This window comes from Nocardia sp. CA-119907 (assembly GCF_050955995.1).
Taxonomy (GTDB): Bacteria; Actinomycetota; Actinomycetes; order Mycobacteriales; family Mycobacteriaceae; genus Nocardia.
Genome location: NZ_CP192091.1, coordinates 6653664 through 6666943 on the forward strand (window position 1 = coordinate 6653664; position 13280 = coordinate 6666943).

Genomic DNA, 13280 nt, shown 5'->3' on the forward strand with positions numbered 1-13280 from the left:
GCCATTCACCGCGGATGCGTCGTGGACAGCACCAGGCGGGCGGCCTCGGCGAGAACCTGAAGCGCCGCCGCCTTGCGCGGGCAGCACTTTGCGCGGCACGCAATGTGGAACTGCACGACGAGGTGGGCTTGGTCGACGTTGAACGGAATCTCAGGCGCGGAGTGGGTTTGCTGCTCGGTCATCGCGATTGTCTGGTGCATGGCCAGGGTGTGCATGTTCGGACCTCGGTTCGTAAGGGGATTGGAGATGCACCCGGCACCGAGGGCTCGTAGCCACCGGACTGCCAGCCTCTCCAGCGACCGGTGCGCCTGCCCGAGGGACGGAAGGCGTCGTCCCGGTGCCGGGTGCAGTCCCGACCGTAGGGTGGGGTTTTGGCGGTTGACCGGCGCAAATAGGCGAAACCTCTAAAATATGCGGAAAACCGTATATGGTGCCGTTAGGGGCGAAAACCCTTGACCGGCAACTGGTCCCGAGCGTTTAGCCGATCTTGCAAATGCACGTTCATTCGAGAGCGGAGACAGCAGGATGCATATGACAACCGGCGAGGTCATCCGCCGGGTTCGGAAATCACTCGGGATGACTCAAACCGAGCTGGGAGCCATCCTCGGCTACACCCAGCCCGTTATTTCGCAGCTCGAACACGATGGTGCCGCCGTGCACGACGTACGGGTCCTGCGGCGAATTGCCAAGGCGCTTCACGTTCCGCTTGCCATACTGGTAGTGGAGTCGGACGAGGAGGCGGACGTGAATCGTCGCAATTTCCTACGAGCCAGCGCATTCGGAGCCGGAACCGCCGTGAACGTCGGTGCCGCAGGACAAGGCGCGGCAGCAGCTTCATCTACGGGAACCGTCCATGTCGGTGCCGCCGATATCGCTGAGATCAACGCCAGTACGAATCAGATTCATGAGCTCGACCTGCTCGTTGGCGGCGATCGGCTGTGTCGCCTCGCTGCCAATGAAGTCCGGTACGTCGAGCAGCTGCTGGGTGCCGCCGGTTACAGCGAGGCCATCGGTCGCCAGCTCACCAGTGCTGCTGCCGAGATGATGACAGCTGCGGGATGGGTTCACTACGACGCGGGCCGCTTGGACCATGCACGGCGCTACTACGCGGAAGCGGCACAGACCGCGGCTGCCGCAGGCGACGGCATCGCTGCGGCACACGCCCTACTCAACGCCAGCATGCAGAGCTTTCAGGGCGGCTTCGGCCCGTCGAAGCCTTCTAGGGAGGCACGTCCCCGAGACGGGGTCAACCTGGCCGATGCCGCGCAAACCGCCGCGCGTCGCGAAGGTGGGCCGAGACTGCGCGCCGTGGGTGCTATCTACGAAGCGGGCGCCCACAGTGCGACAGGCGATGCGAGCGCGATGACGAACGCCATCAGCCGGGCGCACCGTGCCTACGAATCGGGTCGTGGTCACGATCCGGATTGGGTGTATCTGCCACCAGCGGCCCTGGCCGGCATGACCGGCTGGTCGTACATGCGGATCGGTGACCACCGCACCGCGACGGCCTATCTGCAAGAGGCGGTCGACGGCACGACGTCATGGCCACGGGAGAATGTCGGCTGGCGTATCAAGTTGGCCGAGAACCAGATTCAGGGCGGCGGGATCGCGGACGGCTGCCAGATCCTGATCGACCACTTCGACCAGATCAACAGCGTCACATCGACACGGCTGCAGTCGACCATCGACAGCGTCGTGCAGGATATTCGTCCGCACGCAGCGGTGCCAGAGGTTCGTGAGTTTCTTGGGCTGGTGGCCAGCCGCTGACCCCTCAGAGCTATCAAGGGCAGGTCACGGTCCGCCCGTGGACTGCGGCTGTCGCCGTCCCATTGCCTTGCCGATCAAGACCCGCGCCGCTTCACCCACCACGGCTTGCCCGAGGAGTGTCTGGAACACCTGCTCGTAGAGGATCAGTTCCCGCGGCTGGGTGACAGTCAGCTCAGCCGAGATCGTTTCGACGTGGGCCACTTTGCGGTCGAAGATGGCGAAGTTCGTTGTCGGCACCTGGTAGTCGGACATAGCCGGGATGATGCTCACTACTACGTTCGGCAGACGCATCACGCTGAGCAGATGGTCGAGTTGGCCGATCATCACCTCGTCGGAGCCGACGGTGGTGTACAAAACCTGTTCGGCCAGAACAAAATTGAAGCGATGGTTGCCTTGTCGAAGGACGTGCTGCCGTTCCAGCCGGGCAGCGATGCCGTCGTCGACGGGTTCGTCGTGACCGTAGAACGCAGCGACTTTGGTGAGCATGGCGCGCATGTAATCCGGGGTCTGGAGTAGGCCCGGCATGATGACCGGCTCGAACCAGCGGGTGAGTCGCGTGTCCGATTCCAGGGTGTGCAGTTGTTGCTGCTTGCGCCGGATACCGGCGATTCGTTTCCACTCGACGTAGGCGGCTTCGACGTTGCGCAGGGTGGCGATCAGGTCAGGGATCTGCTGTCTGGCTTTGCAGTGGCGGCACCAGATACGAATGTCGGCCTCGGCCGGGGTCTGCTTGCCGCTTTCGATCTTCGATACTTTCGAGGAGTGCCACCCGGCCAGTTCGGCCAGCTGGACGCCAGAGAGGCCCGCGTCTTTGCGTAGCTCTCGAAGGCGGGAGCCTAATGCCTCTCTGGCATCACGAACGCTGGAGCTGGTCACTTGGCAGCACCGTAGTCGCTCTCCACGTAGTCAGCGTGCGGGATACCGAGGCCCCACACCGTGTCTCGAACAGCGGTGCAGTGGGCGGCGATCACCGGATCCTCGGTAACGGCGAACCCGCCGAAGTCACCATCGTCTTTGAAGGTGACAAACACGACCAGGCGGTCATCGAACAACCAGTAGTCATCACTGGTCAGCTCGGCCGGATCGATCAGGGGCCGCGGGAGCCACTTGATCTCTTCGCCCGCTTCGATGTTCAGCGGCGCGATGGTGAGGCCGAACCGGGTGTAGTCCACGTGCGGCACGCTGACCAGCCGCACCCGGTGCACCTGCTTGCCCCGCGCAGTGACGTCGCGGATCAGGTCATCCCAGGAACGGCACCATTCGTAGTCGTCGGGCTCCCCGGCCAGGAACTTGCGGAACGGCTCGTGCTCATCGGCAACGAGGTACTCGTCCTGAGTTTCCAGGTGGAAGGCCCGCTTCCACGCACCAGTGCGGAAGAGGTCGACAAAGTCCTCACCCTGGATCAGCTTCATACGGGCCGGATTTCCTTTCCGATCGGCACTTCGATGGCCGTTTCGTGACCGGGCAACTGCATCTGTTGCAGGGCTTCCAGGTCCGTCACGGGGGTACCGCTGAGCGTGAACGTGCCGCGCCCGGTATCCGTGAGCGAAGCGCCCAAGCACGTGCCCGGCTCCAGAAAGCCCAGCAGCATGTGCGGGATCTCGATCACCGAGCCGTCTGGCCCGATACGCCATCCCTGGATGACGTACGTTCCCTGATCAGACGCGAAAAGTGTTGGGCACGTTCCGTTCTGACTACCAACACCGAGGCATCGTAAACGCATGGCGACCGTCCTTGATCTCATGATGCGCGAATTTGCTCGAACATCGTCATCGTGGCTCGTCGCGGGACGGCCGGTCAATGGTCCAGGCATGCCCGAAGCAAATCCGAGCAAAAGCCTGGCAGCGCGTTGAGCTGGCCTTCTACCGTCGATGATCAGGCGCTCGGCATCAGGTGAAAGCCCGCTCGGGACAGCACAACAGGCTTGCTCATCCCTGGTGCCGAGCTGCCCTCATCACGGGAACGAGGGGAGCGAATGACGTTGCGCCAGTATCTCGTCACGGTGCACTGCTGCGATATCGGGTGGGTGGTCCATGTGCCGGCCGTGGCCCGATGGACGTTGGTCGAGCGGAAGAAGGCGATCCAGACCACGACACGCGCCGTGATCGCTGCGGTGACCGGGACCGAGCCCACCTCGTTTGGCCTTGACCTGACCCCGGGCCGTGTAGTGAACAGCATCGAGGAATTCGCCATCGCTACCCGGCAGGCCACGCAGTGGGACCTGGCGGTCACAACTGGCCCGCCCGACGCCGCGTAGCAGCACCCCGAAATAGCCCACGAAATAACGCATCCACAGCGCGCACCCCGACAACTGTCGGGGTCTACGCGTGCTGCCTCAGAAACGAATAAGTCGTTCGCGCGATCGAAATGAGCTGGTTATGTCTCGTTTTCACCCGTCCGCACCGGCCGAGCATGTACTTCGAACCGGGAGGATCATCGGCCCAGATGAGACGCCAGCGACCATGGTCGAACGCGTGACGCGCTGCCTCGCAAAACAAGAGGCCTCGTTCTCCGGTTGGCGTCAGGCCGAGACCTTTGCCGCCGAGTTCGAATGTGCCTTCGACAACAAGGAAATCGTCATGAGTACGCCGGTCATGACGAATGCGGGCCGCCATACGGACAGGCCGCTCACAGCGTGCACGGTGCCAACCGTGGACGTTGGCCCGTCTCGAGCACGGCGGTTACGCGAAGAAGTCCTCGTGCTGCACGAGCAGGGTATGGGGACCGGATTCAACCTCGATGCGACCGACGATCCCGTCGCCACGTTGCGTTTCCTCAATCACGTCGCGGTCGAGAGTGCCACCAGTGGTAGGGAGGATCGCCCGGTCGGCAATATGGCGATCCTGAGCGTCCGGCACCCGAAGATCCGTGAGTTCGTCACCGCCAAGGCCGACGCCGCCTCCGACCCAACCGACTGGAAGTTCAACATCTCGGTCAACCTGGACGACGTGTTCATGGCGGCGGTCCATCGGGGCGACCGCATCGAACTCGATGACGGCAGCAAGATCGACGCGGGTTGCCTGTTCGATGATCTCTGCCAGTCCGCGGCGGTATGCGCTGATCCCGGCGTGGTGTTCCTTGACCGGATGAACGGACGCAACCCCGTTCCCGGGATGGGCGCGTACACAACGACGGCACCGTGCGCGGAGGTGGGACTCATCGCTGGTGAGACCTGCCAATTCGGCTACCTCAACGTCGGCAAGTTCGTCTCGACCGACAGCGCGGACCGGCCGGTGATTGACTTCGCGAAGCTCGAACAGGTCACCGCCCTGATGACCCGCGCGCTGGACAACTGCCTGGCGGTCAGCGAAGCGAACCTGAACGAGCTTCGGGCACAGTATGTCTCGCACCAGAAGCGCAAGATCGGAATCGGGCTGTGTGGCGTCGCCGACGCGCTGAGCATCGTCGGTCTGCCGTACGATTCCGACGCGGCCCGCGAACTGATGACAGATATCCTGTCGTTCGTCAACTTCGCCTCCAAGCAGGCGTCGGTCCGCCTGGCCGAGACCCGCGGGCCATGCGGCGCGATGCGCACAATGGTCGTCGGCAACCGTCACCGCGTACGCCCAGGGCACATCGAGAACCTGTATGGGCATCTGACCTCCGGCACCGTGGCGGCCGACGACTGGCGCTGCCTATCCCGACACATCGCCGCGACCGGCATGCTGCGTAACGTCTCGACAATCGCGCTTCCGCCCACTGGCCGCAGCGCCCTGGTCATCGACGCCTCCACCGGGGTGGAGCCGCACTTCGATACCTTCGCCGCCAATGACGCTGTCCTGGATCATCTGGAGAAAATCGTGTGGGCGAAGTACGGCGAGTCGATCCATGGCGACTACGCGGTACAGTCGCCGCCTGTCAGGGAGCTCCTCGCCTCAGCGCAGGGCATCGGCACGGACGGCCACGTAGCCATGGCCGCCGCGCTGCAGCGCTACACCGATGAGGCCATCGCGAAGACGATCAACCTCCCGGCCGGTTCCACGGCCGAGGACGTCAGAGATGCCTATCTCGCTGGCTACCAGGCAAACTTGAGCGGGATCACGGTATACGTGGACGGCAGCCGCACTACACAGCCCAAACAGCTACGGTAAGAAAGGAATTGGATATCCCGCATGAGCGACACCACTCACTTCCAATACTGTCAGAAGCTCGTCGTCATCGACCCCGCAACCAACAGCGTCCTGCTGGCCCGCCGCAAGGGAGAAGCCGACTACGACGGCGTCTACTCCCTCATCGGCGGGAAGATGGAGACCACCGACGGCACGATCCTCGACGCGATCCGTCGCGAGAAGGAAGAGGAGATCGGCAAGGCGGCCATCATCGCGATCGCCGAAGACCTCTCGTACAACGTCCTTTTCAAGAAGAAGGACGGCAACAGTATGATCCTGCCGCACTTCTACGGCGAGTACGACGGCGGCGACATCGAACTGAATGAGGAGTACTCGGACTACGCCTGGGTGCCCGTAGGCGAGCTGGATTCATTCGAACCGAAGATCGACACCATACCGACTGCTGTCCGGTGGGCGACGCAGATCGGCGAACTGGTGAAGAAGGGGCAGAAGCTCACGAGGCTGTAGCTGTCTATACATCATTGAACTGCTTCACACCGAGCCAGCACATCCGCGTACGCTCGGACGGTCCCGAAATCGCAGCCATAGAAGGCCTCGGTTTCGGCTGGCCGCGTGCGATCGCGCCCGACGCCTCGGACGAACGGGTTTAACTCTTGGCCGTCAGACGTTGCTTTCGCGTAGCGGATGAGTTTGCGTTCGACCATGTAGAGATCAGAATGTCGACGCGGATGTACTTCGACGTTCGAGACCAGACATGACTCCCAGCTCTGGACCAACGTCCAGCCGTAGTATCGGGAATACTGACGTTGGAGCTCACGAATTCTTCGGTCCGGGAAGCATGTCCGGCCAACCTTGATCCAGCCGGAGTCAAACAGCACGACGTAGAGGTGACCGACATCAGGATTGGGCGGATACTCCGCGCCCCAGTAGATCGGCAGCTCGTCGCAGACGGTGACCTCGAAGATCATCACTCCATGAGAACACCGGGGCTGGAACGGCAACAGAGGGCAAGACGATCGCAGCGCGTTGGTGGCCTTCGCCGTTGGGCGGACCGCCGGGCAGGGTAGGCCCTTGTGTTTGGCCGTTTCGGCCGCCAGTCGGCCCGCTGGCGGCCTTTCTGCGGTCGGTTCGGTGGATGCCCGAAAACGGCAGCCACAAGCGGGCATTGGGGCGGAAGTCCGACCGTGGCCGATCCTGTCTCGTCGAGCGTCCGCGCGCCCGACTCCTCGACCGGACAGACGATTGAGCGTGCTCTTCTGCCGTCATTAACTGAAGGCGGTTCCCCGGGAACCAATGGCTCTCGGTGCGGCTGGTGTGTCTACCCTGCGCGGCGGCGGACCGAGGGCGGTGCCTCGTTGGTGTCCTGCGGCCGTACTCGTAAGCGCAACAAGCGTTTACCGGCCACTCGAACCGAGGAGGAAGCGATGCCCGAACCGTCGACCAAGAAAGTCACACCGGCCATCCGGATCGACACAGCTCGCCATGCGTAGTTGACGTGGACGGCCGAATGGCGGGGAAGCAGCCTGAAAGCTGAGTGCTTCAACGCTGTCGCATCATGCGCATCGCATCTTGCGCACAGCACTGCCTGTCAGCTGTCGCCCGGTTCCCCACGAACAGCATTTGATCCACGCCATCGAGCACGCAGCAATCGCGGGCGAATCCGCTTTTGGTGGCGTGGATCCGGGATTTGGGGTTTCATGGAGGTTGGGGATGAATCGCGGATCGGGTCAGAATTGAGTTACCCATGTATTCGTTCCGCAATGGTCTGTCCTGCGCACCTCGGCCGTCATTCATCGCAGCCCCACGCACACAGGTTGGTAGCAGTTCGTGCCGATGGCTCGACTTTCCAGTGGGCTCAGGAGAACAGCCCAGGCCGAGGCGCTCTCACGTTCAGCCCACCACTGCCTTGACGACTATGCCGAGAGTCAACTGCGACACGGTGTTTCGTTCGGGAAAGATAGCGAACGGTGACCAGGTCCGGCTCGCTGCCGACGATGTTGCCGAACGACTGAGTGTTCCCACGATTGTCCGATCTTGCTCGACCCGAACGAGCGTGGCACCAAGGAAATTAGCTTCTCGGAGCGTCTTTCAGCACACACTGCCGCAGATACGCGCGCGGCAGACACCTGAGAAGGAGGGAACTCCGTGGAGGCGGGCCCCCGATTACGGCCCAGCATCAGCAGCCGTTCGACGAGTCCTTCATGGGCCCGCGATCGTGAACTGCCCCTCCGCATTCCAAGTTGCGTGTGCAAGCATTTGGATCGCCGCTATGGATACATGCAGAATGTGGCGCTTCGGATCGGGACACCCGCCCGGTCCGGAGCACGGTCCGGCAGCGTTCATCTTCGCGTTGAATGGTCTAGCCGCCCGGAACCAGTCGGAGCAGTTCGCTTCCCCCCGCCATGACAGCGACACCGCCACCTCGCTCAGCCCGCCCATTGTCGGTGCGCCGCAACGCAACAGACCGACTGCCACGCCGCTATCCAGGGACCGTGCAGCGCCATCACATCAGTGGGACCTGGCGGTGACCGCCGATCTTGGTGTTCAATGGAGGGCGGGTACGTTTGCGCTGGGAAGGATCCGAGAGAGGTGCTTACCCATGCCGCAAAAACCCCCACCGCACCGCGCTTCGCAGTCGGGGGTCATCGCCCCTGAGGCCGCGTCCACGGATCGGGCCCGCGATGTCCGGTGACGAAGTCTGGCTGAGTTCACTCGAAGTCTCCCAACGGTTGAAGATCCCGCTGAAGACGCTGGCGTCGTGGGCCAGCGCCGGTCGCGGCCCGCGCTTCGCCCGGATGGGTCGGTACCGCCGGTATCGGCTCACTGACCTGCTCGCCTGGGAACAAGAACAACTCGACCGAGGCGGCGGAACGGGCCCCACCCGAAGGACGCACGGCTGAGCCGAAACGATCGGCACAGCGCGGCTTCACCATGCTTCCGGTAAGAGATCTGGCACCGATAGTTAATTATCAGCTATCTTTCGGCTCTTGCTGTCAGCGGATCGCTCTGCCCAAGATTCTCGCGCAGACCGATATCGAGGCGAAACGCATGACGCGCATGTGAATTCCTTCGAGAACTTGGCTGTGGACCAGTGAATCAGTAGCAATCAGAATGTCGGGAAGGGTGTGATGGGCGGTAGGTTGCCGAAGCCGGTCGGTACTTTCGGGGTGCCGACCAAGCCGAAGAAGCAACGCAACGGGCGGTGGCGCACCACGGTGTACTACTACGGCGCTGCCGGTCGGGTGCAGCTCGAACGCGTCGGGGCAAGTCCGGACGAAGCGCGCAATCGTTTGGCCGAGGCGATGCGTGATCATCGCGAGCAGATCGGCTACGGGCGGATCACTCGAACGACCAAGCTGATCGATCTGGCCGCGGAACTTCTGTTCGAGTTGGGCAACGACGACGCCTACACCGAGGGCAATGTCGAGGACTATCGTCGCGAGATCTTCGTCTCCACCGACCGACGTGCCAACAAGGCCACAATCAAGATCGAGAACTCGGTCGGGAATATGCAGATCTGGCAGGCCACCTCCGGGGAGATTGACCGACACCTGAAACGACTGGTCGCGCTCGGGCTGCGGCGGAAAGCCAAGCAGCACAAGATCATTCTGCGAGCGATGATGCAGATCGCGGTCCGCCACGGTGCACTGGAAACGAACCCCGTGGACGGGGTCGGCGCCTTCGCCCGGCGCCGGAGCCCGGCCCGCGGCAAGGTACAGGACCACACCGCGCTCCCGGCGTTTCGAGCCCAGGTACGGGCATGGGCACGAGGGGAGGCCATTCCGGGCACCCCCGCCTACACCAGCGGGCCTGCGCGCGATTGGACGGTGGTGTGGGTGGTGGACGTGATCACCGGGACCGGGATGCGTCCGCACGAGGTGTTCGCGCTGCTTCTGGACGATATCGATCTCGATGCCAGCGATCCCTATCTCGATGTCACCGGCACCCTGGTCGAGGTCAAAGGCGCCGGTGCCGGAGGCTGGGTACGCAAACCCGCACCGAAGTCCGAGAACGGATGGCGGCGAATCCTGTTGCCCGAACACACCGTCGAGGCGGTCCGCGAGGCGATCAAGGACCTCGAGGTCACCGCGCGCCCCAACCCAGACCGGTTGCTGTTCCCGGCCCGCAACGGCTCGGTACGCAACCCCAACAACTTCGGGCGCACCTGGCGAGCCGCCCGCGGCGACGACTTCGCCTGGGTCACCCCACGCACCTTCCGCAAAGGCGTGGCCACCGCGGTCGACAACGCCTCCGGCGACCCCGAACGCGCCGCCCGCCAACTCGGCAACACCCGCGAGGTCGCCAAGACCCACTACATCGACGTGCCCGAGACCGTGCCCGACAACCGGGCCGTGCTTGAGGCGTGGGCCCGAGGGCAGGCTCCGAAAGTATGAGATTTTGACTGGCTCGGTTCGAATGCCGCGGCGTGTCACGGAAATCAGAAACCCCTTCCGATGCTGGTCGGAAGGGGTTTCGTCTGTCGGGCTGACAGGATTTGAACCTGCGACCACCTGACCCCCAGTCAGGTGCGCTACCAAGCTGCGCCACAGCCCGTTGCGCCCGGTGGTGGGCGCTCGAAAAGATTACCTCAGGGGTGGGCGAGACACCGAATCGCCTGGTTATCGGTGTGGCGGGTGGGGTTGGTGGGTCAGCGCGGGGTGACGCGGGCGGCGGCTCGGGACTCGTCGCCTACGGCGAACCAGACCTGGAGGGCGGTGTCGTCGCGGCGGCCGAGGACGCGGACCTGCTCCCACGCCTGCAATGGTTTCGCGTATTCGATGACGGTGCGGTGCGGGCCGGATACGAGGTCGGTGTGGGCGGCCAGGATTTCTTCCAATGCGCTGAGATAGACGGCATTGTTGACGTGGTCGAACCAGTCGATATCGGCGATGCGGAGCGGGAAGGACAGCTCCTGGATTCCGGGGCCGGTGGGTAGCGGGTCGGTGAGCGTCGCTTTCCAGCGCAGGCGGTGTTCGGTGGTGCTGGCGAGCATGGGCGCCATGAAGCGGTCGCTCATGCGGGCGGGGACGCCGGATTCGGTGCCGAAATGGATGAGGAATCCCTCGGTTTCGACCAATCCGCCCTTGCTGCCGCAGATTTGGACGCGCATATTGCACCAGCGGTTGGACAGCGCCGAGCACCAGCGGCGCAGGGTGACGTGTTCGCCGAATTCGATGGGCTCGAGGATATCGATGACGGTGCGACGGACCACCCAACCGCGGTGGCTGTCACCGTCCTCGACGGCGCCGAGGTGTTCGAAACCGATGTCCTGCAGGTAGCGGGCGATGGCATCGAGACGCAGGCGTTGGTCCCGGTCGGTGTCGGCGAGGCGAACCGGCCAGCCCGTTTCGAACGGGGTTCCGGTGCTGGGGCGTTCCGGCAACACGCTGGGAATGACCATGAACGGATAATGCCAGGTACTGGTCGTCGAAGTCCGCGCAGACCCGCCGTCGCGAGCGCCCGCGTCGCGATCAGCGCGTCGAGGTGCTCCCGCCAGTGGTGATAGGCGGGCGTTCTCGATTATTTAACGTTGAAGATATGAGTCCACCGGCCACTCCGTGGTCGAACCAGCCCGAGGGCCTGCCTGCCAGGGAGTCCAGTGGCAACGAGCTGGCAGTCGACCGGGTAGTACTCACCGCCATCACGATTCCGTCGAACAGGCCGCGCCGACCCGATGTCGGCATGCTCACCGGAACCACCCTCGCGGTCGCGTTGACGTTGGTGGTCGGCTTCCTGCTGTCGGGCCGATCCGGAGATTCGGCAACGGCCCCCAGCGTATCGGTGGTGGCCACCAGCACCGCCGTGCCAGCGAACGCGGTTCAGGTCAACCGCGGGCTGACCGTCGGCGCGGTCACGGCCAACGACGGCAAGACGGTGACCGTGGCGGGGCTACTCGGGGCGAAAACCAATGTGCACATCAGCGCCAAAACCCAGGTACTGATTCTGAGCGGCACCAGCGTGTCGGATGTGAAGGTCGGCACCGCGGTCGTCGTCCACGGCGACAAGGAGGCCGACGGCTCCATCACCGCCAATTTGATCGTCGGCGCCGAGCTGTGAAAAGCGGTTAACGAACTACCGGCTCGTCCGCGGCGATGGCCGCACCGGTGAGTTCGACGGACCGGAGTCGGTCGTCGATTTCGGTGGCGTGGTGCGCGACGATGAGTTCGTCCGCACCGATGGATCCCGCGAAGTCCGCCAGGTAGTCCCGAACTTCGGCGGGCGTGCCGACCGCGGTGTAGCGGGTCATCGCGCTGAGCTGGCTGCCATTGGGCGAGGCGAGGAATGCGTCGATCTCCGCGTCGGTGAACTCGGCACCTGCGGCACCTCGCCTGATCATGGCGCGTGCGCGCGCACGATAGGCGATCGCCTTCTGCTCCGCCGCCGCATCATGGTCCTCGGCGGCGAATACATTGACGCCGGCCATCACATACGGCTCGGCCAACTGCTCCGACGGCCGGAAATTGTCGCGGTAGACGGCCACCGCCTGGTGCAGCGCGTCGGGCGCGAAGTGCGATGCGAAGGCGTACGGCAGACCGAGCTGGGCGGCGAGCTGTGCACCGAACAGTGACGAACCCAGAATATAAAGCGGCACAACGCCTTCCGCCCGCGGCACGGCCTGCACTCCGGGCACTCGTGAGTTCCCCGTCAGGTACCCCTGCAATTCCAGTACGTCCTTGGGGAAGGAGTCCGCCGATGCCGGGTCCCGTCGCAGCGCGAACATGGTCTTCTGGTCACTGCCCGGTGCGCGGCCGAGTCCGAGGTCGATCCGTCCGGGATACAGCGTCTCCAGGGTGCCGAACTGCTCTGCGATCACCAGTGGCGAATGGTTCGGCAGCATGATGCCGCCCGCCCCGAGCCGAATGGTGTCGGTATGCGCCGCGACGTGACCGATGAGAACACTGGTAGCGCTGGACGCGATCGAGCGCATGTTGTGGTGTTCGGCGTACCAGACGCGTCGGTAGCCGCTGCGTTCGGCGACCCGCGCCAGCGCGACGCTGTTATCGAAGCTGTCGCGCGCGGTGCGGCCGGGTGCGATCGACGCCAAGTCGAGGATCGACAGTGCGGTGGGCATAAGACGCTGCCTTTCGAAAAGTCAGAGAACGCGGTGGAGTTCTTCGGTGAAGGCCCGGATTCGGGCATCGTCGCGGCGGTAGTACGTCCACTGGCCGCGCCGGGTGGCATGGAGGAATCCGGCGCGCTGCAGGATCGCCAGATGTGCCGAAATAGTGGACGCCGAGGTCCCGGCCTTCTGCTGGATGAGGCCGACGCACACGCCGAGCTCGGCCGTATCCCCGCGTTCCGGGAAGTTCGCATCGGGATCCTTGAGCCACGCCAAGATGTTCAGCCGAGTCTCGTTCGCCAGCGCCTTGCACTCGTCGAGCACATCCACCTCCCTTCGGTATTTCGCTAATTAACGAATTTACGCCGCCGACGACGGCTCGG

General features: G+C 63.8%; 15 protein-coding genes and 1 tRNA gene. 7 read left to right on the top strand and 9 right to left on the bottom strand.

The annotated features are described in order from the left end of the window. Positions 1-5: 5 nt before the first annotated feature. Entirely contained in the window at positions 6-215 is a 210-nt protein-coding gene (locus tag ACQP2D_RS29580; protein ID WP_433679206.1) for a hypothetical protein, read from the bottom strand. Positions 216-531: 316 nt separating this feature from the next. On the opposite strand from ACQP2D_RS29580, the gene ACQP2D_RS29585 reads away from it, so the two are divergent. After that, entirely contained in the window at positions 532-1767 is a 1236-nt protein-coding gene (locus tag ACQP2D_RS29585; RefSeq protein WP_433679207.1) for a helix-turn-helix domain-containing protein, read from the top strand. Positions 1768-1791: 24 nt separating this feature from the next. Here the strand turns inward: ACQP2D_RS29585 and ACQP2D_RS29590 are convergent, their stop codons facing one another. The 3 genes from ACQP2D_RS29590 to ACQP2D_RS29600 are packed head-to-tail and all read right to left on the bottom strand — an operon-like array spanning position 1792 to position 3376. Next, positions 1792-2643 carry a helix-turn-helix domain-containing protein gene (locus ACQP2D_RS29590; RefSeq protein WP_433679208.1) on the bottom strand — a complete coding sequence of 284 codons (852 nt, stop codon included), beginning with the start codon at positions 2641-2643 and terminating at the stop codon, positions 1792-1794. Next, the gene (locus tag ACQP2D_RS29595; protein WP_433679209.1) at positions 2640-3179 is read right to left on the bottom strand and encodes a DUF6879 family protein; all 540 of its coding nucleotides are present in this window, start codon (positions 3177-3179) and stop codon (positions 2640-2642) included. Before ACQP2D_RS29595 ends, ACQP2D_RS29590 begins: the two co-directional genes overlap by 4 nt. After that, positions 3176-3376, bottom strand: coding sequence for a hypothetical protein (locus ACQP2D_RS29600; RefSeq protein WP_433679210.1), 201 nt, complete (start codon positions 3374-3376; stop codon positions 3176-3178). Before ACQP2D_RS29600 ends, ACQP2D_RS29595 begins: the two co-directional genes overlap by 4 nt. A gap of 366 nt (positions 3377-3742) precedes the next feature. On the opposite strand from ACQP2D_RS29600, the gene ACQP2D_RS29605 reads away from it, so the two are divergent. The 3 genes from ACQP2D_RS29605 to ACQP2D_RS29615 all read left to right on the top strand — a co-directional run bounded on the left by ACQP2D_RS29605 (position 3743) and on the right by ACQP2D_RS29615 (position 6344). Further along, complete coding sequence (locus ACQP2D_RS29605) at positions 3743-4024, top strand: hypothetical protein (RefSeq protein ID WP_433679211.1); 282 nt, start codon at positions 3743-3745, stop codon at positions 4022-4024. A gap of 205 nt (positions 4025-4229) precedes the next feature. Next, a complete protein-coding gene (locus ACQP2D_RS29610) occupies positions 4230-5858 on the top strand; it encodes a hypothetical protein (protein WP_433679212.1) in 1629 nt (542 codons plus the stop codon). 21 nt (positions 5859-5879) lie between these two features. Continuing rightward, positions 5880-6344, top strand: a complete 465-nt coding sequence (locus ACQP2D_RS29615) for an NUDIX hydrolase (RefSeq protein WP_433679213.1) — start codon at positions 5880-5882, stop codon at positions 6342-6344. Between the two features lie 11 nt (positions 6345-6355). Here the strand turns inward: ACQP2D_RS29615 and ACQP2D_RS29620 are convergent, their stop codons facing one another. Beyond that, on the bottom strand, positions 6356-6805 hold the full coding sequence (locus tag ACQP2D_RS29620; RefSeq protein WP_433679214.1) for a hypothetical protein: 450 nt from the start codon (positions 6803-6805) through the stop codon (positions 6356-6358). A gap of 1713 nt (positions 6806-8518) precedes the next feature. Between ACQP2D_RS29620 and ACQP2D_RS29625 the strand changes: the two genes are divergently transcribed. Together ACQP2D_RS29625 and ACQP2D_RS29630 are read left to right on the top strand one after the other, a co-directional pair. After that, the gene (locus ACQP2D_RS29625; protein ID WP_433679215.1) at positions 8519-8737 is read left to right on the top strand and encodes a helix-turn-helix domain-containing protein; all 219 of its coding nucleotides are present in this window, start codon (positions 8519-8521) and stop codon (positions 8735-8737) included. Positions 8738-8965: 228 nt separating this feature from the next. After that, a complete protein-coding gene (locus ACQP2D_RS29630) occupies positions 8966-10231 on the top strand; it encodes a hypothetical protein (protein WP_433679216.1) in 1266 nt (421 codons plus the stop codon). 86 nt (positions 10232-10317) lie between these two features. Here the strand turns inward: ACQP2D_RS29630 and ACQP2D_RS29635 are convergent. Together ACQP2D_RS29635 and ACQP2D_RS29640 are read right to left on the bottom strand one after the other, a co-directional pair. Then, positions 10318-10391 (bottom strand) — tRNA-Pro (locus ACQP2D_RS29635). Between the two features lie 94 nt (positions 10392-10485). Then, a complete protein-coding gene (locus ACQP2D_RS29640; protein WP_433679217.1) occupies positions 10486-11238 on the bottom strand; it encodes an acyl-[acyl-carrier-protein] thioesterase in 753 nt (250 codons plus the stop codon). Between the two features lie 137 nt (positions 11239-11375). Between ACQP2D_RS29640 and ACQP2D_RS29645 the strand changes: the two genes are divergently transcribed. Beyond that, positions 11376-11894, top strand: a complete 519-nt coding sequence (locus ACQP2D_RS29645; protein WP_433679218.1) for a hypothetical protein — start codon at positions 11376-11378, stop codon at positions 11892-11894. Between the two features lie 7 nt (positions 11895-11901). Here ACQP2D_RS29645 and ACQP2D_RS29650 read toward each other — a convergent pair whose 3' ends face one another. After that, the gene (locus ACQP2D_RS29650) at positions 11902-12909 is read right to left on the bottom strand and encodes an LLM class flavin-dependent oxidoreductase (RefSeq protein ID WP_433679219.1); all 1008 of its coding nucleotides are present in this window, start codon (positions 12907-12909) and stop codon (positions 11902-11904) included. A 21-nt stretch (positions 12910-12930) separates the two neighbouring features. Then, positions 12931-13221: an ArsR/SmtB family transcription factor gene (locus ACQP2D_RS29655; protein WP_433679220.1), complete on the bottom strand. Its 291-nt coding sequence runs from the start codon at positions 13219-13221 to the stop codon at positions 12931-12933. Between the last annotated feature and the right edge of the window lie 59 nt (positions 13222-13280).

Excerpts from the sequence above, each read along its gene's own strand:
- ACQP2D_RS29580 (WP_433679206.1), bottom strand. The coding sequence starts at position 215 with ATGCACACCCTGGCCATGCACCAGACAATCGCGATGACCGAGCAGCAA.
- ACQP2D_RS29585 (WP_433679207.1), top strand. The coding sequence starts at position 532 with ATGACAACCGGCGAGGTCATCCGCCGGGTTCGGAAATCACTCGGGATG.
- ACQP2D_RS29595 (WP_433679209.1), bottom strand. The coding sequence starts at position 3,179 with ATGAAGCTGATCCAGGGTGAGGACTTTGTCGACCTCTTCCGCACTGGT.
- ACQP2D_RS29605 (WP_433679211.1), top strand. The coding sequence starts at position 3,743 with ATGACGTTGCGCCAGTATCTCGTCACGGTGCACTGCTGCGATATCGGG.
- ACQP2D_RS29610 (WP_433679212.1), top strand. The coding sequence starts at position 4,230 with ATGGTCGAACGCGTGACGCGCTGCCTCGCAAAACAAGAGGCCTCGTTC.
- ACQP2D_RS29615 (WP_433679213.1), top strand. The coding sequence starts at position 5,880 with ATGAGCGACACCACTCACTTCCAATACTGTCAGAAGCTCGTCGTCATC.
- ACQP2D_RS29620 (WP_433679214.1), bottom strand. The coding sequence starts at position 6,805 with ATGATCTTCGAGGTCACCGTCTGCGACGAGCTGCCGATCTACTGGGGC.
- ACQP2D_RS29625 (WP_433679215.1), top strand. The coding sequence starts at position 8,519 with ATGTCCGGTGACGAAGTCTGGCTGAGTTCACTCGAAGTCTCCCAACGG.
- ACQP2D_RS29630 (WP_433679216.1), top strand. The coding sequence starts at position 8,966 with ATGGGCGGTAGGTTGCCGAAGCCGGTCGGTACTTTCGGGGTGCCGACC.
- ACQP2D_RS29640 (WP_433679217.1), bottom strand. The coding sequence starts at position 11,238 with ATGGTCATTCCCAGCGTGTTGCCGGAACGCCCCAGCACCGGAACCCCG.
- ACQP2D_RS29645 (WP_433679218.1), top strand. The coding sequence starts at position 11,376 with ATGAGTCCACCGGCCACTCCGTGGTCGAACCAGCCCGAGGGCCTGCCT.
- ACQP2D_RS29650 (WP_433679219.1), bottom strand. The coding sequence starts at position 12,909 with ATGCCCACCGCACTGTCGATCCTCGACTTGGCGTCGATCGCACCCGGC.